Source organism: Micromonospora sp. NPDC004540 (assembly GCF_040610095.1).
Classification (GTDB): domain Bacteria; phylum Actinomycetota; class Actinomycetes; order Mycobacteriales; family Micromonosporaceae; genus Micromonospora.
Genome location: NZ_JBEXLR010000083.1, coordinates 1 through 23,519, shown reverse-complemented (window position 1 = coordinate 23,519; position 23,519 = coordinate 1). Strand labels below are relative to the sequence as shown.

Annotated in this window: 24 protein-coding genes; 23 read left to right on the top strand and 1 reads right to left on the bottom strand. The window is 73.6% G+C overall.

Annotated elements, in window-relative coordinates:
* Positions 1-7 precede the first annotated feature (7 nt).
* The 11 genes from ABZV78_RS23860 (at position 8) to ABZV78_RS23810 (ending at position 10,649) form a co-directional block, all read left to right on the top strand.
* Complete coding sequence (locus ABZV78_RS23860; RefSeq protein ID WP_355641896.1) at positions 8-1,252, top strand: deoxyguanosinetriphosphate triphosphohydrolase; 1,245 nt, start codon at positions 8-10, stop codon at positions 1,250-1,252.
* 64 nt (positions 1,253-1,316) lie between these two features.
* On the top strand, positions 1,317-2,156 hold the full coding sequence (locus ABZV78_RS23855) for a siderophore-interacting protein (protein WP_355641888.1): 840 nt from the start codon (positions 1,317-1,319) through the stop codon (positions 2,154-2,156).
* A 78-nt stretch (positions 2,157-2,234) separates the two neighbouring features.
* Entirely contained in the window at positions 2,235-3,869 is a 1,635-nt protein-coding gene (locus ABZV78_RS23850) for a BCCT family transporter (protein WP_355641886.1), read from the top strand.
* A gap of 66 nt (positions 3,870-3,935) precedes the next feature.
* Positions 3,936-4,910, top strand: a complete 975-nt coding sequence (locus ABZV78_RS23845; RefSeq protein WP_355641884.1) for an ABC transporter ATP-binding protein — start codon at positions 3,936-3,938, stop codon at positions 4,908-4,910.
* Complete coding sequence (locus ABZV78_RS23840; RefSeq protein WP_355641882.1) at positions 4,907-5,758, top strand: ABC transporter permease; 852 nt, start codon at positions 4,907-4,909, stop codon at positions 5,756-5,758. The genes ABZV78_RS23845 and ABZV78_RS23840 overlap by 4 nt, the downstream gene beginning before the upstream one ends.
* 10 nt (positions 5,759-5,768) lie before the next feature.
* Positions 5,769-6,020: a helix-turn-helix transcriptional regulator gene (locus ABZV78_RS23835; protein ID WP_355641880.1), complete on the top strand. Its 252-nt coding sequence runs from the start codon at positions 5,769-5,771 to the stop codon at positions 6,018-6,020.
* Positions 6,021-6,089: 69 nt separating this feature from the next.
* Positions 6,090-7,982: a DNA primase gene (gene dnaG, locus ABZV78_RS23830; protein WP_355641878.1), complete on the top strand. Its 1,893-nt coding sequence runs from the start codon at positions 6,090-6,092 to the stop codon at positions 7,980-7,982.
* A complete protein-coding gene (locus tag ABZV78_RS23825; protein ID WP_355641877.1) occupies positions 7,982-8,518 on the top strand; it encodes a hypothetical protein in 537 nt (178 codons plus the stop codon). The genes dnaG and ABZV78_RS23825 overlap by 1 nt, the downstream gene beginning before the upstream one ends.
* Before the next feature lie 77 nt (positions 8,519-8,595).
* A complete protein-coding gene (locus ABZV78_RS23820; RefSeq protein WP_355641876.1) occupies positions 8,596-9,528 on the top strand; it encodes an ABC transporter ATP-binding protein in 933 nt (310 codons plus the stop codon).
* Between the two features lie 57 nt (positions 9,529-9,585).
* Positions 9,586-10,119 carry a hypothetical protein gene (locus ABZV78_RS23815; RefSeq protein ID WP_355641874.1) on the top strand — a complete coding sequence of 178 codons (534 nt, stop codon included), beginning with the start codon at positions 9,586-9,588 and terminating at the stop codon, positions 10,117-10,119.
* A gap of 122 nt (positions 10,120-10,241) precedes the next feature.
* Positions 10,242-10,649 carry a carboxymuconolactone decarboxylase family protein gene (locus ABZV78_RS23810; RefSeq protein ID WP_355641872.1) on the top strand — a complete coding sequence of 136 codons (408 nt, stop codon included), beginning with the start codon at positions 10,242-10,244 and terminating at the stop codon, positions 10,647-10,649.
* A gap of 30 nt (positions 10,650-10,679) precedes the next feature.
* Here ABZV78_RS23810 and ABZV78_RS23805 read toward each other — a convergent pair whose 3' ends face one another.
* Positions 10,680-10,925, bottom strand: a complete 246-nt coding sequence (locus ABZV78_RS23805) for a flavin reductase (protein ID WP_355641871.1) — start codon at positions 10,923-10,925, stop codon at positions 10,680-10,682.
* 218 nt (positions 10,926-11,143) lie between these two features.
* Here ABZV78_RS23805 and ABZV78_RS23800 point away from each other — a divergent pair, with 218 nt between their 5' ends.
* The 12 genes from ABZV78_RS23800 to ABZV78_RS23745 all read left to right on the top strand — a co-directional run bounded on the left by ABZV78_RS23800 (position 11,144) and on the right by ABZV78_RS23745 (position 23,468).
* The gene (locus ABZV78_RS23800) at positions 11,144-11,947 is read left to right on the top strand and encodes a helix-turn-helix transcriptional regulator (protein WP_355641869.1); all 804 of its coding nucleotides are present in this window, start codon (positions 11,144-11,146) and stop codon (positions 11,945-11,947) included.
* Positions 11,938-12,129 carry a DUF397 domain-containing protein gene (locus ABZV78_RS23795; protein ID WP_091269239.1) on the top strand — a complete coding sequence of 64 codons (192 nt, stop codon included), beginning with the start codon at positions 11,938-11,940 and terminating at the stop codon, positions 12,127-12,129. The genes ABZV78_RS23800 and ABZV78_RS23795 overlap by 10 nt, the downstream gene beginning before the upstream one ends.
* 120 nt (positions 12,130-12,249) lie before the next feature.
* The gene (locus ABZV78_RS23790; protein ID WP_355641867.1) at positions 12,250-13,044 is read left to right on the top strand and encodes an ABC transporter permease; all 795 of its coding nucleotides are present in this window, start codon (positions 12,250-12,252) and stop codon (positions 13,042-13,044) included.
* 11 nt (positions 13,045-13,055) lie between these two features.
* The gene (locus tag ABZV78_RS23785; RefSeq protein ID WP_355641865.1) at positions 13,056-13,862 is read left to right on the top strand and encodes an ABC transporter permease; all 807 of its coding nucleotides are present in this window, start codon (positions 13,056-13,058) and stop codon (positions 13,860-13,862) included.
* Positions 13,863-13,925: 63 nt separating this feature from the next.
* Positions 13,926-14,942 (top strand): YihY/virulence factor BrkB family protein, encoded by a 1,017-nt coding sequence (locus tag ABZV78_RS23780; RefSeq protein ID WP_355641863.1) that lies wholly within the window; start codon positions 13,926-13,928, stop codon positions 14,940-14,942.
* A gap of 248 nt (positions 14,943-15,190) precedes the next feature.
* Positions 15,191-16,369: an ROK family transcriptional regulator gene (locus ABZV78_RS23775; RefSeq protein WP_355641862.1), complete on the top strand. Its 1,179-nt coding sequence runs from the start codon at positions 15,191-15,193 to the stop codon at positions 16,367-16,369.
* Positions 16,366-17,952, top strand: a complete 1,587-nt coding sequence (locus ABZV78_RS23770) for a sugar ABC transporter ATP-binding protein (RefSeq protein ID WP_355641860.1) — start codon at positions 16,366-16,368, stop codon at positions 17,950-17,952. The genes ABZV78_RS23775 and ABZV78_RS23770 overlap by 4 nt, the downstream gene beginning before the upstream one ends.
* The gene (locus ABZV78_RS23765; RefSeq protein ID WP_355641858.1) at positions 17,949-19,058 is read left to right on the top strand and encodes an ABC transporter permease; all 1,110 of its coding nucleotides are present in this window, start codon (positions 17,949-17,951) and stop codon (positions 19,056-19,058) included. The genes ABZV78_RS23770 and ABZV78_RS23765 overlap by 4 nt, the downstream gene beginning before the upstream one ends.
* A 90-nt stretch (positions 19,059-19,148) precedes the next feature.
* Positions 19,149-20,192 carry a substrate-binding domain-containing protein gene (locus tag ABZV78_RS23760; protein WP_355353424.1) on the top strand — a complete coding sequence of 348 codons (1,044 nt, stop codon included), beginning with the start codon at positions 19,149-19,151 and terminating at the stop codon, positions 20,190-20,192.
* 20 nt (positions 20,193-20,212) lie between these two features.
* A complete protein-coding gene (locus ABZV78_RS23755) occupies positions 20,213-21,418 on the top strand; it encodes a Gfo/Idh/MocA family oxidoreductase (RefSeq protein ID WP_355641856.1) in 1,206 nt (401 codons plus the stop codon).
* Positions 21,419-21,681: 263 nt separating this feature from the next.
* Complete coding sequence (locus ABZV78_RS23750; protein WP_355641854.1) at positions 21,682-22,830, top strand: inositol-3-phosphate synthase; 1,149 nt, start codon at positions 21,682-21,684, stop codon at positions 22,828-22,830.
* Positions 22,827-23,468 (top strand): SCO3242 family prenyltransferase, encoded by a 642-nt coding sequence (locus ABZV78_RS23745; protein WP_355641852.1) that lies wholly within the window; start codon positions 22,827-22,829, stop codon positions 23,466-23,468. Before ABZV78_RS23750 ends, ABZV78_RS23745 begins: the two co-directional genes overlap by 4 nt.
* Positions 23,469-23,519 lie beyond the last annotated feature (51 nt).

The window sequence follows — 23,519 nt, the reverse complement described above, 5'->3', positions numbered from 1 at the left end:
GCCACGGCTGACCGCGGGTCCCGGCCCTGACGACGCGGCGCGCCTGGTCACCGAGACGCCCAAGGACACCGGTTACGGGCGGTCGCCGTACGAGCGGGACCGGGCACGGGTGCTGCACTCGGCGGCGTTCCGCCGGCTCGCCGCGAAGACCCAGGTGCACACCGCCGGCACCGACGACTTCCTGCGCACCCGGCTGACCCACTCGCTGGAGGTGGCGCAGATCGCCCGGGAGATGGGCGCCCGGCTCGGCTGCGACCCGGACGTGGTGGACACCGCCGGGCTGGCGCACGACCTCGGCCACCCGCCGTTCGGGCACAACGGCGAGGAGGCCCTGGACGGGCTCGCCGCCGACTGCGGGGGCTTCGAGGGCAACGCGCAGACGCTGCGGGTGCTCACCCGGCTGGAGGCCAAGGTGCTCGCCCCGGACGGCCGCTCCGCCGGGCTGAACCTGACCCGGGCCTCGCTCGACGCGGTCTCCAAATATCCCTGGGAGCGCCGGCCCGGCCGGCGCAAGTTCGGGGTGTACGCCGACGACCGCCCCGTCTTCGCCTGGCTGCGCGAGGGCGCTCCGCCCGGCGACCGGCGCTGCCTGGAGGCCCAGGTGATGGACTGGGCGGACGACGTGGCGTACTCGGTGCACGACGTCGAGGACGGCATCCACGGCGGCTACGTCAGCCTGCGCCCGCTGCTCGAGGACGCCGACGAACGGCGGGCGCTCTGCGCCGACGTGGCGGCCGCGTACTCCGGGGAGGCGCCCGAGGACCTGGGCGAGGTGCTGGCCGAACTGCTCGCCGAGCCGGTGCTCGCCCCGCTCGCCGCGTACGACGGCAGCCACCGGGCCCTCGCGGCGCTGAAGACCACCACGAGCGTGCTCACCGGTCGCTTCGTGTCGACCGTGGTGGCCGCCACCCAGCAGCGCCACAGCCCCGGCCCGCACCGCCGCTACGCCGCCGACCTCGTGGTGCCACGCCGGATCCGGGCCCAGTGCGCGCTGCTCAAGGGCATCGCCCTGCGCTACGTGATGCGCCGCCCCGGCGCCGGGCCCCGCTACGCGCAGCAGCAGGAGATCCTCGCCGACCTGGTCGCCGCCCTGCTCGACCGGGCCCCGGAGGCGCTCGACCCGGTCTTCGCGCCGCTGTGGCGGGCCGCCCCGGACGACGTCGCCCGGCTGCGCGTGGTGGTCGACCAGGTGGCCTCGCTCACCGACCCGGCCGCCCTGGCCTGGCACGGCCGCCTGGCAGCGGGCCGCTGACCTGCGGGTCCGCAGTCGGACAGCCCAGTGGGGAAGATCAGCGACTTAGGCTAGCCTAAGCAGCATGACGGAGCAGCGCCCCAAGAAGCTCACCGCCGCCACGGTCGTCCGGACCGAGCGGCCCACCCCGCACCTGATCCGGCTCGTGCTCGGCGGTGCGGAGCTGACCGGCCTGCCGGTGGGCGCCTACACCGACCACTACGTGAAGTTCGTCTTCCCGCCGGCCGGGGTGAGCTACCCGCACCCGACCGACCTGGCCACCATCCGGCGCGAGTTCCCGGCGCAGCAGTGGCCGCGGCTGCGGGCGTACACGGTGCGGGCCTGGGACGCGGTGGCCGGCGAGCTGACCGTGGACGTGGTGCACCACGGCGACGAGGGGCTGGCCGGGCCGTGGGCGGCCGCGCTTCGCCCCGGCGACCGGGTGCTGTTCGCCGGCCCCGGCGGCGCCTACGCCCCGGACCCGGCGGCCGACTGGCACCTGCTGGCCGGCGACGAGAGCGCGCTGCCGGCGATCGCCGCCGCGCTGGAGCGGCTGCCCGCCGGCGCGCCCGCCAAGGTGTACGTCGAGGTGGGCGGCCCGGCCGACGAGCTGCCGCTGGCCAGCAAGGGCGCGGTCGAGCTGCGCTGGCTGCACCGCGCCGGGCGCCAGGTGGGCGAGCCGCTGGTCGAGGCGCTCCGCGCGCTGGACTTCCCGCCCGGCCGGGTGCACGCCTTCGTGCACGGCGAGGCCACCGCGGTCAAGGAACTGCGCCGGCTGCTGCGGGTCGAGCGCGGGGTGCCCCGCGGCGACCTGTCCATCTCCGGCTACTGGCGGCGGGGCATGGACGACGAGGGCTGGCGCTCCACCAAGGCGGCCTGGAACGCCGAGGTCGAGGCCGCGGAGTCGGCCGTCCTCCCCGCCTGATCGAACCGCCGGCACCCGGCCCCGGGGATCCTGGTCGTTCGGCCCCCGCGGGGTGACCCACCCGCTGAGGATGGGGCCATGGCGGAGCAGGTGCGGCCGGACCGGCCGGCGGAGCGGATCGACCGGCTGGTGCTCGGGCTGGGTGTGGCCGGCGTGCTCGCGGTGGTGGTCTGGGGGATCCTCGGCCGCGCCTCCCTGGCGGCGTTCGGGAAGTCCGGGCTGGCCTGGGTGATCAACACCTTCGGCTGGTTCTTCGTGGTGGCCGCGGACGCCTTCCTGGTGCTGTCCGTGGTGCTCGCCGCGTCCCGGTTCGGCCGGATCCGGCTCGGCGCCGACGACGACGAGCCGGAGTTCACCACGCTGGCCTGGGTGTCGATGATGTTCAGCACCGGCATGGGCATCGGCCTGGTCTTCTACGCCGTCGCCGAGCCGATCCAGCACTACGCCGCGCCGCCACCCGCGGCCGGGGTGCAGCCGCAGACCGGGCCGGCCGCCGCGGCGGCCATGCAGTACACGCTGTTCCACTGGACCCTGCACCCGTGGGGCATCTACGCCGTCGTGGCGCTGGCCCTGGCGTACTCGACCTTCCGCAAGGGGCGCGGCAGCCGGATCTCGGCCGCGTTCGCGCCGCTGCTCGGCGCCCGGGCGTACGGGCCGGCCGGGCAGGCGATCGACCTGCTGGCGGTCTTCGCCACCGTGTTCGGCTCGGCGACCAGCCTCGGGCTCGGCGCGCTCCAGGTCGCGGCGGGCCTGGACAGCGCCACCGGCGTGCCGGACAGCATCGCGGTGGAGCTGGTGGTGATCGCCGCGCTCACCGCCGCGTTCGTGGTCTCCGCGTTCACCGGGCTGCACAAGGGGATCAAGTGGCTGTCGACCAGCAACGTGGTGCTGGCGGTGGGGCTGATGGTCTTCGTCTTCGTGGCCGGCCCGACCATCTACACGCTGGAGGTGCTGCCGGCCTCGGTCGGTGACTACCTCAGTCACCTGGTGGTGATGTCCACCCGGACCGGAGCGTTCACCGACCCGGCGTGGCTGGGCTCGTGGACCATCTTCTACTGGGCCTGGTGGATCTCCTGGGCGCCGTTCGTCGGGATCTTCATCGCCCGGATCTCCCGCGGGCGGACGGTCCGCGAGTTCGTCACCGGGGTGCTGCTGGTGCCCAGCGGGGCCAGCATCGTCTGGTTCGCGATCATGGGCGGCACCGCGCTGCACGTGCAGCGCAGCGGTGCCCGGGACCTGGTCGCCGACGTCGGGGCGAGCGCCGAGAACGCCCTCTTCGGGCTGCTGCACGCGCTGCCCCTGGCGACGGTCACCACGGCGGTGGCCGCGGTGCTGGTGGCGCTCTTCTTCGTCACCGGCGCCGACTCGGCCGCCCTGGTGCTCGGCTCGCTCACCTCCCGGGGCGCGCTGCGGCCGCACCGGGGCGTGGTGGTGCTCTGGGGCGTACTCATCGGAGCGGTCGCGGCGGCGCTGCTGCTGGCCGGCGGCCTGGCCGCGTTGCAGCAGGCCACCATCCTCGTGGCCCTGCCGTTCGTGGTGGTCATGCTTGGCCTCGCCGTCGCGCTCGTGCGGGAGATGGCCGCCGACCCGGCGGTACGGCCGCGGCCCGGCCTGCGCCGGTCGGGACTGGCCGCCGCGGTCCGTGCCGCCCGGTCGTACGAGGAGGAGAACCCGCCTCCGGTGACCCGCTGGTTCCACCGGCCCGGACGCTGACCCGGCTCGTTCCCGACGGGGAGCGGGTGTACCTCGGGTTGTAGTAGAGGTGCTACATTTCGCGGTATGACTGCGGTCGAACTGCCGGGGGCCGCCACGGCCCTCCACCCACCCGACGAGGACCTGGTCCTCGACGTCCGCGACCTGCGCATGCGCTATGGCGCCGTCGACGTGCTGCACGGGGTCGACCTCACCGCCCGGCGCCGCGAGGTGCTCGCCCTGCTCGGCCCCAACGGCGCCGGCAAGACCACCACCATCGAGATCCTGGAGGGCTTCCGGCTGCGCTCGGCCGGGTCGGTCCGGGTGCTCGGCGTCGACCCCGGCCGGGGCGACGAGCGCTGGCGCGCCCGGGTGGGCGTGGTGCTCCAGTCCTGGCGCGACCACGGCAAGTGGCGGGTCCGGGACCTGCTGGCCCACCTCGGCGACTTCTACGCGCCGTACGCCACCGACCGGATCTCCCGGCCCTGGCCGGCCGACGAACTGCTGGACACGGTCGGCCTCACCCCGCACGCCGGCAAGCGGGTGCACCAGCTCTCCGGCGGCCAGCGCCGCCGGCTCGACGTGGCGGTCGGCATCGTGGGCCGCCCGGAGCTGCTCTTCCTGGACGAGCCGACGGTCGGCTTCGACCCGGCCGCCCGGCGGGAGTTCCACGACCTGGTGCACCGCCTGGCCGACCTGGACGAGACCACCATCCTGCTCACCACGCACGACCTGGACGAGGCGGAGAAGCTGGCCGACCGGATCCTCATCCTGGCCGGTGGCCGGATCATCGCCGACGGGTCGCCCGACGAGCTGGCCCGCCGGGTCGCCGGCGACGCGGAGATCCGCTGGACCCGCGACGGCGAGCGGTTCGTGCACGCCACGGCCGACGCCACCGGCTTCCTGCGCGACCTGCTCCGCGAGCACGGCGACCGGGTGCAGGAGCTGGAGGTCCGCCGGGCGAGCCTGGAGGACGCCTACATCACGCTGGTCCACGAGGAGGAGTCCGGGCAGCGGGCCGGCCGGGCCGCCCGGGTCTGGCAGCAGGGGAGCGAGCGATGAACCCGACCGCGACGGCCGTCCGGGCCGGTGTCCGGCGCGGCCTGATCGAGCTGCGCAACACCTTCACCAACGCCCAGGACCTGTGGAACTACTTCTTCCCGACCGTGGTCCTGCTGGTCGCCATGTTCTTCATGCGGGGCTCCACGGTGCCAGGCACCGACTTCTCCCTCGGCGCCCGGGCGCTGCCCAGCACGATCGGCATGGGCCTGATCTTCGGTGGGCTGCTCGGCCTGTCCCAGCAGCTCATCGTCGACCGGGAGGACGGCACCCTGCTGCGCGCCAAGGCGACGCCGAACGGGATGCTCGGCTACCTGATCGGCAAGATCGTGCTGATCTCGGCGGTGTCGCTGATCGGGGTGGTCCTCCAGCTCACCCCGGGGCTGTTCTTCCTGGACGGGATCCGGCTCGGTGACCCCGCCGCCTGGCTCACCCTGGCCTGGGTGGTGCCGCTCGGGCTGGTGGCGACCCTCCCGCTGGGCGCCGTGATCGGCTCGCTGATCGAGAACCCCCGGAACATGGGCCTCGTGGTGCTGCCGATCTTCGGCCTCATCGCGCTCTCCGGCATCTTCTACCCGATCAACGGCCTGCCCGGCTGGCTCCAGGGCGTCGCCCAGGTCTTCCCGGTCTACTGGCTAGGGTTGGGCATGCGCTCGGCGCTGCTCCCCGGCGACCTGGCGGCGGTCGAGCTCGGCGGCTCCTGGCGCCACCTGGAGACCCTCGGCGTGCTCGGGGCGTGGGCGGTGCTCGGGCTGGTGCTGGCCCCCGTGGTGCTGCGTCGGATGGCCCGGCGCGAGTCCGGTTCGCGGGTGGCGGCCCGGCGGGAGCGGGCCATGCAGCGGGTCGGATGAGAGGGCGCCGATGAGCGAGGTCGTGCACAACCGGATCGCCGTGCTGCGCGCCGAACGGGGGATCTCCCGGCGGCAGCTCGCCGACGCGCTGGGCGTGCACTACCAGACGGTCGGCTACCTGGAGCGGGGCGAGTTCCGGCCCAGCCTGCACCTGGCCCTGCGGATCGCCGCCTACTTCGAGGTGCCGGTCGAGGTCGTCTTCTCCATCGAGCCGTTTCCCCGGATCGGGGACGCCGCCACCGGGGCCGGTCGCTCGGCCTGACCGGGGGCGGGCGGTGTCCGCCACACGCCCGTCCCCCCGACCGCCGGATGGTCGGTCCGGCAGGGCAGGATGTACGCCGAGGAGGTGGCGGAGATGGCGGGGCGGATCCGGGACGAGGACATCGCGCTGGTCCGCGAGCGCACCTCCATCGCCGAGGTCATCTCCGACACGGTGACGCTGAAGTCGGCCGGCGGCGGCAACCTCAAGGGCCTCTGCCCGTTCCACGACGAGAAGAGCCCCTCGTTCAACGTCTCGCCGGGCCGCAACGTCTGGTACTGCTTCGGCTGCGGGGCCGGCGGCGACGCGATCAAGTTTCTGATGGACGCCGAGCACCTGAGCTTCGTCGAGTCCGTCGAGCGGCTGGCCGCCCGCGCCGGCCTCCAGCTGCGCTACGTCGAGGACGACCGCTCCGCCCCGCGCGCCCGCCCCCAGCAGGGGCAGCGGCAGCGCCTGGTGGCCGCGCACGCCGCCGCCGTCGAGTTCTACCGCGCCCAGCTCACCACGGCCGGCGCCCGGGCGGCCCGGGAGTTCCTCGCCCAGCGGGGCTTCGACCGGGCCGCCGCCGAGCGCTACGGCTGCGGCTTCGCCCCCGACGCCTGGGACCTGCTCACCAAGCACCTGCGCCAGCAGGGCTTCACCCACGACGAGCTGGTCACCGCGGGGCTGTCCCGCCCGTCCCGCTCGGGCAGCCTGATCGACCGGTTCCGGCGCCGGCTGCTCTGGCCGATCCGCGACCTCACCGGCGACACGATCGGCTTCGGCGCCCGCAAGCTCTTCGACGACGACGACGGCCCGAAATACCTGAACACCCCCGAGACGCCGATCTACAAGAAGTCGCACGTCCTCTACGGCATCGACCAGGCCAAGCGGGAGATCGCCAAGCAGGGCAAGGTGGTGGTGGTCGAGGGCTACACCGACGTGATGGCCTGCCACCTGGCCGGCGTGCCCACCGCCGTGGCGACCTGCGGCACGGCGTTCGGCGCAGACCACATCGGGGTGCTGCGCCGGCTGCTCATGGACACCGACGCGGTGGCCGGCGAGATCATCTTCACCTTCGACGGCGACGCCGCCGGCCAGAAGGCCGCCCTGCGCGCCTTCGAGGACGACCAGCGCTTCGTCGGGCGCACCTTCATCGCGGTCAGCCCCGACAACATGGATCCGTGCGAGCTCCGCCTGGCCAAGGGCGACCTGGCGGTCCGCGACCTGGTCGCCCGCCGCGAGCCGCTGGTCGACTTCGCGCTCCGCCACATGATCAACCGGTACGACCTGGACACCGTCGACGGCCGGGTCGAGGCGATGCGCCGAGCCGCCCCGCTGGTTGCCAAGATCAAGGACCGGGAGAAGCGCCCCGAGTACGTCCGCAAGCTCGCCGGCGACCTCGGCATGGAGATCGAGCCGGTGCAGCGGGCCGTGCTGGCCGCCGCCCACGGGCAGCCCGCCGGGGAGGCGACCGCGCCCGCCCCCCCCGCCCCGGCCGCGCCCACTGTGGACAGTCCGCAGTCGATGGTCGAGCGGGAGGCGCTGAAGCTCGCGCTCCAGGAGCCGGTGCTGGCCGGCCCCATGTTCGACGCGGTCGAGGCGGCCGAATACCGGCACCCGGTGCACGTCGCGGTCCGGGCGGCCGTCGCCACGGCCGGCGGGGCGGCGACCGCCGCCGGCGGCGCGGTCTGGATCGAGCAGGTCCGCGACGCCTGCGACGACCTGGCCGGCCAGGCGCTCGTCGGCGAGCTGGCCGTGGAGCCGCTGCGCATCGACGGCGAGCCCGACCCGCGCTACGTCTCGATCACCATGGCCCGCCTCCAGTGGGGCTCGGTGACCGGGCGGATCAAGGACCTCAAGTCGAAGATCCAGCGGATCAACCCGGTGAGCAACAAGGACGAGTACTTCGCCCTCTTCGGGGAACTGCTCTCGCTGGAGCAGCACGCGCGGGCGCTGCGCGAGCAGGCCGCCGGAGGGCTCTGATGGGACTTTTCAGTCGCAAGCCGAAGCTGCCGCCCGCCGATCGGCCGCCGCTGCACGCCGACGAGCGGGTGCTCGCCTGGGCCGCCGTCGGCAACGGCGAGGGCGACGGCGTGGTGGTGGCCAGCAACCTCGGGCTCTGGCTGCCCGGCCGGGGGGAGCGGATCGGCTGGCACGACGTCCTCAAGGCGGTCTGGTCCGGCCGCGAGCTCACCGTCACCCCCGCCGACCGCGTCGCCGAGCGCGACGGCTACCTGGTGGTCGCCGACTGCCCGGCCGAGACCTACCTGCTGCTCGACCCGGGCGACCTGCCGCACCAGGTGCGGGCCCGGGTCACCCGCTCGGTCGCGTACACCGCACACCACCCGGTGCCCGGCGGCGCCGGCCGGATCGCCGCCCGCCGGGTGCCCGGCGTGGACGGGCTGACCTGGACGGTGCGCTACGAGCCGGGCACGCCCACCGACGACGAGGCGGTGGCCGCCGAGACCGACCGGCTGGTGGCCGCCGCCCGGGCCGCCACCGCCCCCGCGAACCTCTGAGCCGTCAGCCGGTTCGTCCGCCCGTGCCACCGCGTTATCCGGTCGAGCCTGTCGGACCCGGCGGCTAGGGTCGGTCCGTGACCAGCGCGCAACCACTCATCCAGGCGCGGGGGCTGGTGAAGCGGTTCGGCGACTTCACCGCCGTCGACGGCATCGACGTCGAGGTGCGCCCCGGCGAGGCGTTCGGCTTCCTCGGCCCCAACGGCGCCGGCAAGTCCTCCACCATGCGCATGATCGGCTGCATCTCGCCACCCTCCGGCGGGGAGCTGCGCATCCTCGGCCTGGACCCGGTTCGCGACGGCCCGGCGATCCGGGCCCGGCTGGGCGTCTGCCCGCAACTCGACAGCCTCGACCCGGAGCTGACCGTCCGGGAGAACCTCACCACCTACGCGCGCTACTTCGGCATCCCGCGCCGGGTGGCCCGCGAGCGGGCCGCCGAGCTGCTCGACTTCGTCCAGCTCACCGAGCGGGCCGAGAGCAAGGTGGAGCCGCTCTCCGGCGGCATGAAGCGGCGCCTGACCATCGCCCGCGCGCTGGTCAACAACCCCGAGATCGTGCTGCTCGACGAACCCACCACCGGGCTCGACCCGCAGGCCCGGCACCTCGTCTGGGAGCGGCTGTTCCGGCTGAAGCAGCAGGGCGTCACGCTCGTGCTCACGACCCACTACATGGACGAGGCGGAGCAGCTCTGCGACCGGCTCGTGGTGATGGACGGCGGCCGGATCGTCGCCGAGGGCTCGCCCCGGGCGCTGATCGAGCAGCACTCCACCCGCGAGGTGGTCGAGCTGCGCTTCGCCGCCGAGTCGCAGGAGCCGTTCGCCGGCAAGCTCGGCGGGCTGGGTGAGCGGGTCGAGGTGCTGCCGGACCGCATCCTGCTCTACGTGCCCGACGGCGACGCCGCGCTGGCCGAGGTGACCACGCGCGGGCTCGTCCCGGCCAGCGTCCTGGTCCGGCGCAGCAGCCTGGAGGACGTCTTCCTCCATCTCACCGGCCGCACCTTGATCGACTAGGGTGGCGGATCCAGGTCCGCCACCTCCGGCGGCCGGGTGTTGACGGGGGTGTCCGACATGGTGGGTCTGCCGCGGCGTCAGGCCGGGCTCACGGCGCTCTACCTCGGCGTGTTCGCCGCCGTCTGGTTCAGCGTCCCGAAGGCCGACCCGCCGTTGCGCTCGGTGCTGGTGGTGGGCAGCGTCGTCGCGCTGCTCACGGCGGCCGTCGGCGCGGTGCTCGTGGCGCGGGCCGGGCGCCGGGCGGCGGGCGAGCGCGACCGGTCCGCCGACCGCCGCTACGGGCTCGTCGTCGCCGCCGAGGTGGGCGTCGGCCTGATCGGCGCCCTGCTCCTGGCCGCCGCCGGGCTCACGGGCTACATCCCGGTGCTGGTCTGCGCCGTGGTCGGCATCCACTTCGTGCCGCTGGCCCCGGTGCTGCACGACCGGCTGCTGGTGCCGCTCGGCGTGGCCGTCACGCTGGTCGCCCTCGCCGGCCTGGTCGTCGGCCTCGTCTCGGGGGTGTCGGCCGGCCTGGTCGTCGGCACGGGCGCGGGCATCCTGCTCCTGGCCTACGCGGTGCTCGCCCTGTTCCGCACGCGCCGGGTCGCCTGACCGGCGGGAACCGGATCGTCGCCGGAGGCTCACCGGCGCGGAAGTCGAGCCGTTTGTCCGGCACGACCGTGGGTAACCGCGGCCCAGCCGACAGGACGACCGCTCAGAGGTAGGGCAGGACCATGACCGGAGACGAACAGTACGAGCGAGGTCTGGAGGCGCTGCGGGAGGCCGACAGCGGTGCCGGGCGGAAACTCCTGGAGGCGCTCGCCGACGTCTCACCCGAGCTCAGCTACCGGTCCGTCGCCTGGTCCTACGGCGACCTCTACGTCCGCCCCGAACTGGCGCGCCGCGACCGCGAGCTGATGTGCCTCGGCGTCCTCACCGCCCTCGGCGACTCCGGGGCCCAGCTCGAGGTGCACGTCAACGGCGCGCTCAACGCCGGCCTGACGCCCTCCGAGATCGTCGAGGCACTGCTCCAGGCGGTGGTCTACTGCGGGGTGCCGCGCGCGGTCAACGCCACCCTCGTCGCCAAGAAGGTCTTCGCGGAACGCAACCTGCTCCCCGTCCGCCCCACCCCGGCCGGCTGATGCGGGCCGCCGCAGGACGCAGATGGGGCGTCACCGCGCCCGCGCCCAGGTGACGAAACGATCGGCCAGCCGCTGCGGCGCGTCCCGCCCGTGCGGGTCGGCGAGGTCAGCCGTCGCCTCGCACAGGAGCGTGCCGAGGTAGACGAGCAGGGCGATCCGGTCCTCGCGATACTCCCCGAGCAGCGCCAGCCGGGCCGGCGAGCACGGCCACGGCGCCCCGCAGGCGCGGCAGCGCCAGGACGGTCGCGCCGCGACGTGCGGGCGGTAGCGAGGCATCTGCTCCTCCTCGCCTCCGTCGTGGGATGGGGATGCCCGCGCACCTCGTCGTGCGCGGGCACCCCCGGCCTGGTTCCGCCCGCCGTCCGGTGCCCGTGAGCGGTTCCGCTGCGTGACAGTCTGGTGAGCGGGCGACTACGGTGGGAGATCCCGCGCGCCGACGACCAGGGCGTACGGCGGTCGGCCCGGAGCGGTACGAGGATGTACGGAGGCTGTCCGTGGACCGTTCGTCCATGCTGGACCACTTCGCCGAAGAGTTGCGGCTCGCCCGGGCCGCCAGCGGCATGTCCCAGAGCGCGCTGGCCGAGGCCCTGAGCTACTCGGGCGCGCTGGTGGCCAAGGTGGAGACCTGCGAGCGGCGGCCGGGCCTCGACTTCGCCCGCCGGTGCGACACCGTGTTCGGCGCGGACGGGCGGTTCGAGCGGATCCAGCGACGGATCAGCCGGGAGACGGTGGTGCCGTGGTTCCGCGACTGGGCCGGCATCGAGCTGGAGGCCACCGCGCTGCGCTGGTTCGAGCCGCTCTACGTGCCGGGCCTGCTGCAGACGGAGGGCTACGCCCGCGCCGTGCTGGTCGGGGCCGGGCTGTTCGCGTCCAACGAGATCGACCAGCAGGTGGCCGCGCGGCTCGACCGTCAGAGCGTCCTGACCCGCGACCGGCCACCGCTGCTCACCGCCGTCATCGACGAGCACGTGCTGCGCCGCCGGGTCGGTGGCCCGGAGGTGATGCGCGAGCAACTGGCAAACCTGGTCAAGCTCGGTCGCACGTTGACGCGGGTGCGAATCCAGGTCGTGCCGCTCTCCGCCGGGGCCTACGCTGGGCTCGACGGCCCCTTCGTGATCGCCACCTCACCCGGCCGGGAGGATGTCGTCTACCTGGAGGGACAGCGCCACGGCCAGGTGGTCGACCGCGCCGAGTTCGTGCAGCAGATGGTCGAGGTGTGGGAATCGATCCGGGGCGAGGCACTATCGCACCAGCAGTCCCTTGAGTTGATCTCGGAAGTGGCGGAGACATGGACCTGACCGGCGCCCGGTGGCGCAAGAGCACCCGCAGCAACGGCAGCGGCGGCGCCTGCGTGGAGGTGGCCGGGAACCTGCCCGGCGTGGTCGCCGTACGCGATTCGAAGGACCCGGCCGGTCCCGTGCTGACGTTCGGCCCGGACGCGTGGCGCGCGTTCGTCACCCGGGTCGCCGGCCGGCCGTAGCGCCCTGATCTCGCGGAAACCCCGGCGACACCGTCCGTCGCCCGTCGTAGGGTGACCGGCGGCCTTGTCGTACCCGAGCGGTAGGAAGGGCGACGTGGGCGGAGAACGGGGGTGGTCCACGTGACCGTGGCGGAACGGTCCGGCCGGGCACTGCCCCGGGTGCCGGCCCTGGCGGTGCTCTCCCACCACCTGGTCGGCTACCGGCGTACCTGGCGGGCCGGCGTCTTCTCGTCCTTCCTGCTGCCGGTGCTCACCGTGCTGGGCTTCGGCGTGGGCGTCGGGGCGTACGTGGATCAGGGTGTCGGCGGCGTCTCCTACCTGGACTGGCTGGTGCCCGGCCTCATCGCCTCCACCGCCTTCCAGGTCGCCGTCGCCGAGTCGACATGGCCGGTGCTCAGCAACTTCCGCTGGATCCGCACCTACCACGCGCAGGTCGCGGCGCCGCTGCGGGTCGGCGACATCCTGGCCGGGCACCTCGCCTTCGTGCTGTTCCGGGTGGTCACCAGCACGCTGGCGTTCCTGCTGGTGACGGCGCTGTTCGGGGCGTTGCGCTCGCCCTGGGCGGTGACCGTCCCGCTGGTGAGCCTGCTGCTGGGCCTCGCCGCCGCCGCGCCGACCTTCGCGTTCGCCGCCGCGGTGCCGGGCGACAGCTACCTGGCGCTGCTGTTCCGCTTCGCGATCATCCCGATGACCCTCTTCGCCGGGGTGTTCTTCCCGGTCGAGTCACTGCCGGGCGGGCTGCGCCCGTTCGCCTACGCGACCCCGCTCTGGCACGCGGTGGACCTGTGCCGCGCCGCCACGCTCGGCGTCGCTCCGCAGTGGTCGGTCACCGGTCACCTGCTCTACCTCGCGGTCTGGGCCGCCGCCGGTTGGTGGCTGGCCCGGCGCGTGTTCCAGCGTCAGCTCGTCGTCTAGGGAAGGCTGTCGTGGTCGCTCTCGTCCTGCCCCGGCTGGTCAACACCGCGGGGGCCCGCCGCTCGGCCTCGGTCGCCGAGCGCAACTTCACGGCCCTGCGCAGCGCCTACTGGCTGGTGCTGATCTCCGGCTTCCTGGAGCCGGTGCTCTACCTCTTCTCGATCGGCGTCGGGGTGGGCACGCTGGTCGGCGACCTGACCCTGCCGGGCGGCCAGGTGGTCTCCTACGCGGCGTTCGTGGCCCCGGCCATGCTGGCCTCGTCGGCGATGAGCGGTGCGCTGTCGGAGACCACCTTCAACTTCTTCGGCAAGATGAAATACATGAAGCTGTACGACGGGGTCATCGCGACCCCGGTGCAGCCGTTCGAGATCGCCCTCGGCGAGCTGGGCTGGGCGATGATCCGGGGCAGCCTCTACTCGGCCGCGTTCCTGGTCATCATGGTGGCGATGGACCTGACCACCGCCGGTCGGGCGCTGGCCGCGTTCCCGGCCGCGGTGCTGGTGGGCTTCGCCTTCGGCGCGCTCGGCATGACGGTCTCCACGCTGATGCGCAGCTGGCAGGATTTCGACCTGATGGGGTCGGCCCAGTTCACCCTGTTCCTCTTCTCCGGCACGTTCGTCCCGGCCGAGGCCTACCCGGCGGTGCTGCGCTGGCTGGTCGAGGTGACCCCGCTCTACCGGTCGGTGCACCTGATCCGGGGCATCTCGGTGGGCGCGTCCGGCTGGTCGTGGCTGCTCGACGTGGCCTACCTGGTGGCGCTGACCGTCGGCATGCTCGCGCTGGCCTCCCGACGGATGAGCAGGTTGTTGTACAAGTAGGTGGTTAACCGGGCCTCCCCTCGGGGCATGTCGTGGGACGACACAGACGACGAGGGAGGGGCGATGGCCGCCGACGAGTCTTCCGCCCGGCACGGGCGCGACCGCACCGGGCCGGTGGGCCCGGACGAGGGGCCGGACAGCCCCACCGACCTGCCCCGCACGGGCTGGGTGGCGACGCTCAAGCGCACGGTCCGGGAGTTCCAGGACGACAGCCTGACCGACTGGGCCGCCGCCCTCACCTACTACGGCGTGCTGTCGATCTTCCCGGGCATGCTGGTGCTGATCTCCGTCCTCGGTCTGCTCGGGAACGAGGCCAAGTCGGGGGTGCGGGACACCGTCGACCAGGTGGTGCCGGAGGAGAACATCCGGAAGATCATCGAGACGGCGATCGACCAGGCCGGCGCCTCCGGCGGGCTGGCCAGCCTCGCGGCCGTCATCGGTCTGCTGGCCGCCTTCTGGTCCGCCTCAGGCTACGTGGCCGCCTTCATGCGCGCCTCGAACAGCATCTACGACGTGCCGGAGGGGCGGCCGATCTGGAAGACGCTGCCGATCCGGCTCGGCGTGACCGCGGTGATCGGCGTCATGCTGCTGGCCAGCGCGGTGATCGTGGTCTTCACCGGCGGTCTCGCCGAGCAGGCGGGCAACGCCATCGGCCTGGGCTCGACCGCCGTCACGGTGTGGAACATCGTCAAGTGGCCGGTGCTGCTCGTGCTGGTCAGCCTGATGTTCGCGATCCTCTACTGGGCCTCGCCGAACGCCCGGCACGGCGGCTTCCGCTGGGTCAGCCCCGGCGGGATCCTGGCCGTGGTGATCTGGCTGGTCATCTCGGGCCTGTTCGCCCTCTACGTCGGCAACTTCGCCTCGTACAACAAGACCTACGGCGCGCTGGCCGGTGTGATCATCTTCCTGGTCTGGCTCTGGCTCAGCAACATCGCCATCCTGCTCGGCGCGGAGTTCGACGCCGAGCTGGAGCGCAGCCGCGCCATCGCGGCCGGGCACCCGGCCGACGAGGAGCCGTACGTCGAGCTGCGTGACGACCGGAAGCTGAAGAAGAAGCGCAACGCCGCCACCCGCCGCTGACCGACCCGGGCCGCCAGGCCCCCCGCCGCCCCCGCCGCAGTTGAGCGCCGGGGGCGGCGGCACGTGGTGCGGCAGCGCTCAGCCGACAAGTTTCCAAGATCCAACACGTGCTTTTGCTCAGATGGACAAAAGTTTGGATCAGATGTGCCGAAGCTATGGACATGTGACCTGGAAGGCTCCTACTGTGTCGGACACGACACATCGCCGTTGCGTCGATGTGAACGACTCCGATGCGGAGGTGAGTCCCGGTGCGGACGCTCGACCCCCTGCACGTACAGCTCCTGCGCACGCTCCGGGACGAGGGGGCGGTCTCCCGGGCCGAGCTCGGCGACCGGCTCCAGATGCCCCGCCCGCGCCTCCTCGCCGAGCTGGACCGCCTGGTCAACCTCGGCTACGTGGCCGAGGCCGGGCTGGCCGCCTCCCGGGGCGGGCGCCGCTCCACGCTGGTCGAGCTGAGCCCGCACCTGCGCTTCGCCGCGGTCGACCTGGGCGCCAGCTCGATCGACGTCGAGGTGGTGAACGGCCGGCTGGAGCAGGTGGCCGCCTACACCGAGCCCGCCGACATCCGCTCCGGCCCGAAGGTGACCCTCCAGCGGGTCAACGAGCTGCTGCACAAGGCCAAGGTGGACGGCGCGTACGAGCGGCTCGACGCGATCGGCATCGGCGTGCCGGGCCCGGTGAGCTTCCGCGACGGGGTGCCGGTCTCCCCGCCGATCATGCCGGGCTGGGACCGCTTCCCCGTGCGTGAGCTGCTCACCCGCGAGCACGGCTGCCCGGCGGTGGTCGACAACGACGTCAACATCATGGCGATCGGCGAGCGGCACGGCGGCGTCGCCCACTCGGTGGACGACTTCCTGTTCATCAAGATCGGCACCGGCATCGGCTGCGGCATCTACCTCAACGGCGAGGTCTACCGGGGCACCGACGGGTGCGCCGGCGACATCGGCCACATCCAGGTCGACCCGAACGGTCCGATGTGCTCCTGCGGCAACCTCGGCTGCCTGGAGGCGGTGTTCAGCGGGGCCGCGCTGGCCCGGGCGGCCACCGCCGCGGCCCGCGCCGAGGTGTCGCCCGCGCTCGCCGAGCGGCTCGCCGCCCGGGGCGCGGTGACCGCGCTGGACGTGGCGCAGGGGGCGGTCGAGGGGGACGTCACCTGCATCCAGCTCATCCGCGACGGCGGCCGGCGGGTCGGCAGCGTGCTGGCCGGCCTGGTCAGCTTCACCAACCCGTCGATGATCGTGATCGGTGGCGGGCTCGCCCAGCTCGGCCACATCCTGCTCGCCGAGATCCGCAGCGTGGTCTACCGCCGCTCGCTGCCGCTGGCCACCGGCAACCTGCCGGTCGTCCTCTCCGAGCTGGGTCCCCGCGCCGGCGTCGCCGGCGCCGCCGTGCTCGCCAGCGACCTCGCCTTCGGGGAGGCAGCATGAACGACAGCGAGGAGGCCGCGGTGACGAACGAACCGCTGGTCGAAGCCCCTGCCGACACCGTCGCGGGCGAGGTGGTGCTGCGCCTCACCGACGTGGTCAAGACCTTCCCCGGCGTACGCGCGCTGGACGGCGTGCAGCTGGAGGTGCGGGCCGGCGAGGTGCACTGCCTGCTCGGGCAGAACGGCGCCGGCAAGTCGACCCTCATCAAGGTGCTCGCCGGGGTGCACCGGCCGGACTCCGGCGAGGTGGTGTGGCGCGGCGAGCCCGCGGCCTTCGCCAACCCGCAGGCCGCCATGCGGGCCGGGATCGCCACCATCTACCAGGAGCTCGACCTGGTCGAGGACCTGTCGGTGGCGGAGAACGCCTTCCTCGGCCACGAGCCGCGCCGGCTCGGCTTCGTCCGGCGCGGGCACATGGCCCGCAGGACCCGGCAGATCCTGGCCCGGCTCGGCCACGCGGAGATCCCGCCCGGGCGGCTGGTCCGCCACCTGCCGGCCGCCGGCAAGCAGGTCGTCAGCATGGCGCGGGCGCTCTCCCACGAGGCCCGACTGATCATCATGGACGAACCGAGCGCGGTGCTCGCCCACGACGAGGTGGGCAACCTGTTCCGGATCATCCGGGAACTCACCGCGCAGGGCATCGCGGTCATCTACATCTCGCACCGCATGGAGGAGATCCGCGAGATCGGCGACCGGGTCACCGTGCTCAAGGACGGCCGGACCACCGCGGCCAACCTGCCGGCCCGCGAGACACCGACCCGCGACCTGGTCTCCCGGATGACCGGCCGGACCATCGAGTACGTCTTCCCGGACCGCCCCGCCGACGACCCGGCCGGCACGGAGCTGCTGCGGGTGGAGGGGCTGACCCGGCACGGCGAGTTCGCCGACGTCTCGCTCGACGTGCGGGCCGGGGAGATCGTCGGCATCGCCGGGCTGGTCGGCTCGGGCCGCTCGGAGCTGCTGGAGACGATCTACGGCGCCCGCCGGGCGCAAACCGGCACGGTCCGGATGGGCGGCCGGACACTGCGCCCGGGCAGCGTCGGCGCGGCGGTGAAGGCCGGCATGGGGATGGCCCCCGAGGAGCGCAAGAGCCAGGCGCTGCTGCTCGGCGAGCCGATCTACCGCAACGTCACGCTGGCCACCTTCGGCCGGTACGCCCGCCTCGGCTTCACCGACGCCGGGCGGGAACGGGCCGCCGCGGACCGGATCGCGGCCTCGCTGGACCTGCGCCCCCGGGACGTCCGCCGGACGGTGCGCACCCTCTCCGGCGGCAACCAGCAGAAGGTGGTGGTCGGCCGGTGGCTGCTCGGGGAGACCCGGCTGCTGCTGCTCGACGAGCCGACCCGGGGCGTGGACGTGGGCGCCCGGGCCGAGCTCTACCAGGTCATCCGGGAACTCGCCGCGCGGGGCGTCGGGGTGCTGCTGGTCTCCAGCGAGGTGCCCGAGGTGCTCGGCCTGGCCGACCGGGTGCTGGTGATGCGGGAGGGCCGGGTGGTCCGCGAGGCCCCGGCCGGCGAACTCGACGAGAACACCGTGCTCGACCTCGTCATGGCGGGGTCCCTCATGGAAGGCGCGCCAGCATGAGCGACACGACACCCACGGCCGCCGCGGAACGGGCGGCGGACCTGCCGGCCCAGTCGCCGCCGGTCGACCCGGCCGAGACCGCGAAGGCCGAGGCGTCGGCCCGGCTCTCCTGGTGGCGCGGCGACGGCGGGGAGGGCGCCAAGCGCAACCTCGGCCTGCTGGCGACGCTGGTGGTGCTCGTGGTCATCGGCATCCTTACCCGGCCCGACCTCTACGGCGACGCGAGCTGGGTGTGGGGCAACACGCTCACGATCCTCAAGCTCGCCTCGGTGGTCGGCGTGGTCACCGTCGGGATGACCTTCGTGATCATCGGCGGCGGCATCGATCTCTCGGTCGGCGCGATCGTCGCGCTCGCCGGGGTCTGGTGCACCACGGTCGCCACCCAGAGCTACGGCGCCGGCGGCATGATCTTCAGTGCGCTCACCGTCGGGCTGGCCGTCGGCGTGGTCAACGGGCTGCTCATCTCGTACGGGCGGCTGGTGCCGTTCATCGCCACGCTGGCCATGATGGTCGCCGCCCGCGGCCTGGCCGCGGAGATCTCCGACAAGCAGACGCAGGTCTCCAACGACACCTTCATCAACGGCATCGCCAGCACGAACGTGCTCGGCATCCCGCTGCTGGTCTACATCCTCGCCGCGGTGGTGCTGGCCGGCTGGGTGCTGCTGAACCGGACCACCTTCGGCCGCCGGACGGTGGCCGTCGGCGGCAACCCTGAGGCGGCCCGGCTCGCCGGCATCAACGTCCGGCGGCACACCGTGCTGCTCTACGCGCTCTCCGGCCTCTGCTGCGGCATCGCCGCGATCATGCTGACCGCGCAGGCCACCTCCGCCCAGGCGGCGATGGCCAACCTCTACGAGCTGGACGCGATCGCCGCCGCGATCATCGGCGGCACGCTGCTCAGCGGCGGGCGGGGCACCATCATCGGCTCCCTGCTCGGGGTGATCATCTTCTCCACGATCACCAACCTCTTCGCCATCAACGGCCTCTCCACCGAGGCCCAGAACATGGTCAAGGGCGGCATCATCGTCGCGGCCGTCCTGGTCCAGCAGGTGCAGTTCGGCAGTCTCACCCAGTTCCTCGCCCGCAACCGGGCCACCACCACCTGATCCCACCGCGTCCGCCAGACCGCCGTCATCCGACGGTGGTCCGGCCCACCGCACCCGAAAACTCCCCACCACCTCATTCAGGAGGCCGTCATGACAAGCGACCTGTCGCGCCGCCGGCTGCTCTTCGGCGGGGCCGCGCTCTCCGCCGGCGTGCTGCTCGCCGGCTGCACCAGCAACGAGCAGACCCCGACCGAGGCCCAGACCAAGGCCGCGGCGACCGGCGCCAACCAGGAGCCGGGCAAGAAGGTGACCATCGGCTTCTCCGCCCCGGCCGCCGACCACGGCTGGATCGCCGCCATCACCAACAACGCCAAGGCGCAGGCCGGGGCGTACTCGGACGTGGAGCTGAAGAGCGTGGAGGCCGGCGCGGACGCGGCGGCCCAGCGCGCGGCGCTGTCCACCCTGATCTCCCAGAAGCCCGACGTGATCGTGCTGCTGCCGCACGACGGCAAGGAGCTCAACGCGTTCGGCCTGGAGGCCATGAAGGCCGGCATCCCGGTGGTCAACCTGGACCGGGCCTTCCCGGACGCGCGGGCCTACCGGCTGCAGATCAAGGGCGACAACTACGGCATGGGGGTGGCCGCCGCCACCTACATCGCCGAGCAGCTCAAGGCCAAGGGCGTCAGCAACCCGGTCATCGGCGAGATCCCCGGCATCGACTCGCTGGAGCTGACCCAGGAACGCTCCAAGGGCTTCGCCGACACGCTGGCCTCGCTCGGCCTCAAGGTGGCCAACCGCCGACCGGCCGAGTTCACCGCCGACTCGGGCCAGCAGGCCGCCACCGGGCTCTTCCAGGCGCTCCCCAAGATCGACGCGCTCTGGAACCACGACGACGACCAGGGCATCGGCGTCCTGGCCGCGGTCAACCAGGCCAACCGCAAGGAGTTCTTCATGGTCGGCGGCGCCGGCTCGAAGAAGGCCATGGAGGACATCGCGGCCGACAACACCGTGCTGAAGGCCACCGTCACCTACAGCCCGTCGATGGCCTCCTCGGCCATCTCCCTGGCCCGCCTGATCGGCCAGGGCAAGGGCATGTCCGATCTCGTCGAACTCCAGGTACCGAAGGAGATCGTGCTGGCCTCCGAGACGATCACCAAGGAGAACGCGAGCAACTACCTGAAGCTCGGGTTCTGACACACGGGGGGAGACCCACCTTGTCCACTCACGACAACGTCCTGCGGGTCGGCATGGTCGGCTACGCGTTCATGGGCGCCGCGCACTCCCAGGCGTGGCGCACCGTGAACCGCGTGTACGACCTGCCGGCGCGGGTGCGGATGGCACTCGTCTGCGGCCGGGACGAGCCGAAGGTGGCCGAGGCCGCCGGCCGGCTCGGCTGGGAGGGCCACACCACGGACTGGCGGCGGCTCGTCGAGTCCGACGAGATCGACGTGGTCGACATCTGCACACCGGGGGACAGCCACTGCGAGATCGCCCTCGCCGCGCTGGCCGCGGGCAAGCACGTGCTGTGCGAGAAGCCGCTGGCCAACACCGTCGAGGAGGCCCGGCAGATGACGGCCGCCGCCGCCCGGGCCCGGGCCGCCGGGGTACGCGCCATGTGCGGCTTCAACTACCGGCGGGTGCCCGCGGTCACCCTGATGCGGCGCCTCGTCGCCGACGGGCGGCTCGGCGAGATCCGGCACGTCCGGGCGGTCTACCTCCAGGACTGGATCGTGGATCCGCAGTTCCCGCTGGTCTGGCGGTTGCAGAAGGACAGGGCGGGCTCCGGCGCGCTCGGGGACATCGGCGCGCACATCGTCGACCTCACCCAGTACGTCACCGGGCAGCTGATCACCGGGGTCAGCGCGGTCACCGAGACGTTCGTCAAGGAGCGGCCGCTGCCGGCCGGGTCGAGCGGCCTGGCCGCGCAGGCCGACGGCAACGGCCGGGCGATGGGCCAGGTCACCGTGGACGACGCCGCGGTCTTCGTGGCCCGGCTCGACGGCGGCGCGCTCGCCACCTACGAGGCGACCCGGTTCGCCACCGGCCGCAAGAACGCCCTGCGCGTCGAGATCAACGGCTCGCTGGGCAGCGTGGTGTTCGACCTGGAACGCCTCAACGAACTGGAGTTCCACGACGCCACCCGGCCCGCCGCCGAGCAGGGGTTCAACCGGATCCTGGTGACCGAGCCGGAGCATCCGTACCTGTCGGCGTGGTGGCCGCCGGGCCACATCATCGGCTACGAGCACTCCTTCACCCACCAGATGCGCGACTTCGTCGAGGCGATCGCCACCGGCGTGGACCCGGCGCCGTCGTTCGCCGACGCGTTGCAGGTCCAGCTCGTGCTCGACGCGGTGACCCGCTCCGCCGAGCGGGCCGCCTGGACGGAGGTGGAGCCGGCGCTGGCCGAGGTGGCCGCCTGACCGATCCGCCCCGCGGCGCCCCGCGCGCCGCCCGACTCGGCTGTCCACGCGGCGCTCCCGCGCCGCCCGAAGGGCTTTCCGGTGCCGACCGGCGAGGGCCCGCCGCGGTTGCGCCCCGCGGCGGGGACGAGGTCGGCCCCGGGGAGCGTGCCGCCGCAGGCGAACCCGCGGCCGGCACGAACCAGCACGGCCGTCCGGTGCGGCCGGACCGGGATTCCCCGGCCGCACCGGCGGTCCGGTCCGACGACGGGGAGGCAAGAACGATGCGTACGGGTGTCTGGCTGGTGGGAGCGCGCGGCTCGGTCGCCACCACCAGCATGGTCGGGGCGCTCGCCCTGCGGGCCGGGCTCACCGACCCGACCGGCTGTGTCACCGAGCTGCCCGAGCTGCGGGGGCCGGCCCTGCCGTCCTTCGCCGACCTGGTGTTCGGTGGCCACGACGTGGTCGACACCCCGCTCACCAAGCGGGCCGAGGCGCTCGCCGCCGCCGGGGTGCTGCCCGGCCGGCTGGTCGACGCCCTCACCGGCGAGCTGGCCGACGTGGAGGCGGAGCTGCGTCCCGCCCCGAGCGGCGGCAGCCCGGCCGAGCGGGCCGCCGCGGTGGCCCGCGACCTGTCCGAGTTCCGCCGCCGGCACGCGCTGGACCGGGTGGTGGTGGTCAACGTCTCCGCCACCGAGCCGGTGCCCGAGCCGCACCCGGCCCACCACGACCTCGCCGCGCTGCGGGCGGCGCTGGCCGGCCCGGCCGAGGTGCTGCCGCCCAGCTCGCACTACGCGTACGCGGCCTTCACCGCCGGCTGCCCCTACGTGGACTTCACCCCGTCCACCGGGGCCCGGCTGCCGGCCCTGGCGGCGCTGGCCGAGGAACGCGGCCTGCCGTACGCCGGGAACGACGGCAAGACCGGGGAGACCCTGGTCAAGTCGGTGCTCGCACCGATGTTCGCGATGCGGCACCTGGCCGTGCGCTCCTGGTCCGGGGTGAACCTGCTCGGCGGCGGCGACGGCGCCACGCTCGCCGAACCGGCCGCCAACGCGGCCAAGGTGGCCAGCAAGCAGCGGGTGCTCGGGGAGACCCTCGGCTACGTCCCGCAGGGCGACACCCGGATCGACAACGTGGCCGAGCTGGGCGACTTCAAGACCGCCTGGGATCTGGTCACCTTCGCCGGGTTCCTGGGCACCGGCATGCGGATGGAGTTCACCTGGCACGGCTGCGACTCAGCCCTCGCCGCCCCGCTGGTGCTCGACCTGGCCCGGCTCACCGCCGCCGCGCACGCCGCCGGGCGCACCGGACCGCTGACCGAGCTGGCCTTCTTCTTCAAGGACGGCATCGACGCGCCCACCCACGCGCTGGCCGGGCAGTGGACCCTGCTCCGGGAGTTCGTCGCCGGCCTGCACGCCGGGGCGGCCCGATGACCCGCCTCGCCGACCTCGCCGAGCTGGTCCGGGCGCCGGCCGCGCTCTCCGTACCGGGGGACGTGCTGTCCGGCGCGGCGGCGGCCGGCGCGCTGGACCGGCGGACGCCCGCGCTGGCCGGGGCCTCGGTGCTGCTCTACTGGGCCGGGATGGCCGCCAACGACTGGGCGGACCGGCGGCTCGACGCCGTCGAGCGCCCCGAGCGGCCGATCCCGTCCGGCCGGATCCGCCCGGCCACCGCGCTCGGCGTCGCGGCCGGGCTGACCGCCGCCGGGCTCGCCGTGGCAGGCGCCGCCGGGGGCCAGCGGGCCGCCGCCGTCGCGGTCCCGCTCGCCGCCACCATCTGGGGCTACGACCTGCTGGCCAAGAACACCGCCGCCGGCCCGGCCGTGATGGCCGCCTGCCGGGGGCTGGACGTGCTGCTCGGCGCGACGGGCGGCCGGCCGGTCCGGGCGCTGCCGGCCGCGCTGACCGTGGCCGCGCACACCTGGACCGTCACGGCGCTGTCCCGCCGCGAGGTCTCCGGCGCCGACCGGCGGCTGCCCCGGGCCACCCTGGCCGGGACCGCGCTGGTCGCGGCCACCGCGCTGGGCCGCCCCGACCCGGTGCCGCTGGCGCTCGACTTGGCCAGGCAGTAGGCCAGCATCTCCTCGCGCGTCATCGCATCCCTCCCGTGCCGGTCACCGGCC

Coding starts and splice junctions, on each gene's coding strand:
- ABZV78_RS23855 (WP_355641888.1), top strand. CDS start 1,317: ATGACGGAGCAGCGCCCCAAGAAGCTCACCGCCGCCACGGTCGTCCGG.
- ABZV78_RS23850 (WP_355641886.1), top strand. CDS start 2,235: ATGGCGGAGCAGGTGCGGCCGGACCGGCCGGCGGAGCGGATCGACCGG.
- ABZV78_RS23845 (WP_355641884.1), top strand. CDS start 3,936: ATGACTGCGGTCGAACTGCCGGGGGCCGCCACGGCCCTCCACCCACCC.
- ABZV78_RS23840 (WP_355641882.1), top strand. CDS start 4,907: ATGAACCCGACCGCGACGGCCGTCCGGGCCGGTGTCCGGCGCGGCCTG.
- ABZV78_RS23835 (WP_355641880.1), top strand. CDS start 5,769: ATGAGCGAGGTCGTGCACAACCGGATCGCCGTGCTGCGCGCCGAACGG.
- dnaG (WP_355641878.1), top strand. CDS start 6,090: ATGTACGCCGAGGAGGTGGCGGAGATGGCGGGGCGGATCCGGGACGAG.
- ABZV78_RS23825 (WP_355641877.1), top strand. CDS start 7,982: ATGGGACTTTTCAGTCGCAAGCCGAAGCTGCCGCCCGCCGATCGGCCG.
- ABZV78_RS23815 (WP_355641874.1), top strand. CDS start 9,586: ATGGTGGGTCTGCCGCGGCGTCAGGCCGGGCTCACGGCGCTCTACCTC.
- ABZV78_RS23810 (WP_355641872.1), top strand. CDS start 10,242: ATGACCGGAGACGAACAGTACGAGCGAGGTCTGGAGGCGCTGCGGGAG.
- ABZV78_RS23805 (WP_355641871.1), bottom strand. CDS start 10,925: ATGCCTCGCTACCGCCCGCACGTCGCGGCGCGACCGTCCTGGCGCTGC.
- ABZV78_RS23795 (WP_091269239.1), top strand. CDS start 11,938: ATGGACCTGACCGGCGCCCGGTGGCGCAAGAGCACCCGCAGCAACGGC.
- ABZV78_RS23780 (WP_355641863.1), top strand. CDS start 13,926: ATGGCCGCCGACGAGTCTTCCGCCCGGCACGGGCGCGACCGCACCGGG.
- ABZV78_RS23770 (WP_355641860.1), top strand. CDS start 16,366: ATGAACGACAGCGAGGAGGCCGCGGTGACGAACGAACCGCTGGTCGAA.
- ABZV78_RS23765 (WP_355641858.1), top strand. CDS start 17,949: ATGAGCGACACGACACCCACGGCCGCCGCGGAACGGGCGGCGGACCTG.
- ABZV78_RS23760 (WP_355353424.1), top strand. CDS start 19,149: ATGACAAGCGACCTGTCGCGCCGCCGGCTGCTCTTCGGCGGGGCCGCG.
- ABZV78_RS23750 (WP_355641854.1), top strand. CDS start 21,682: ATGCGTACGGGTGTCTGGCTGGTGGGAGCGCGCGGCTCGGTCGCCACC.
- ABZV78_RS23745 (WP_355641852.1), top strand. CDS start 22,827: ATGACCCGCCTCGCCGACCTCGCCGAGCTGGTCCGGGCGCCGGCCGCG.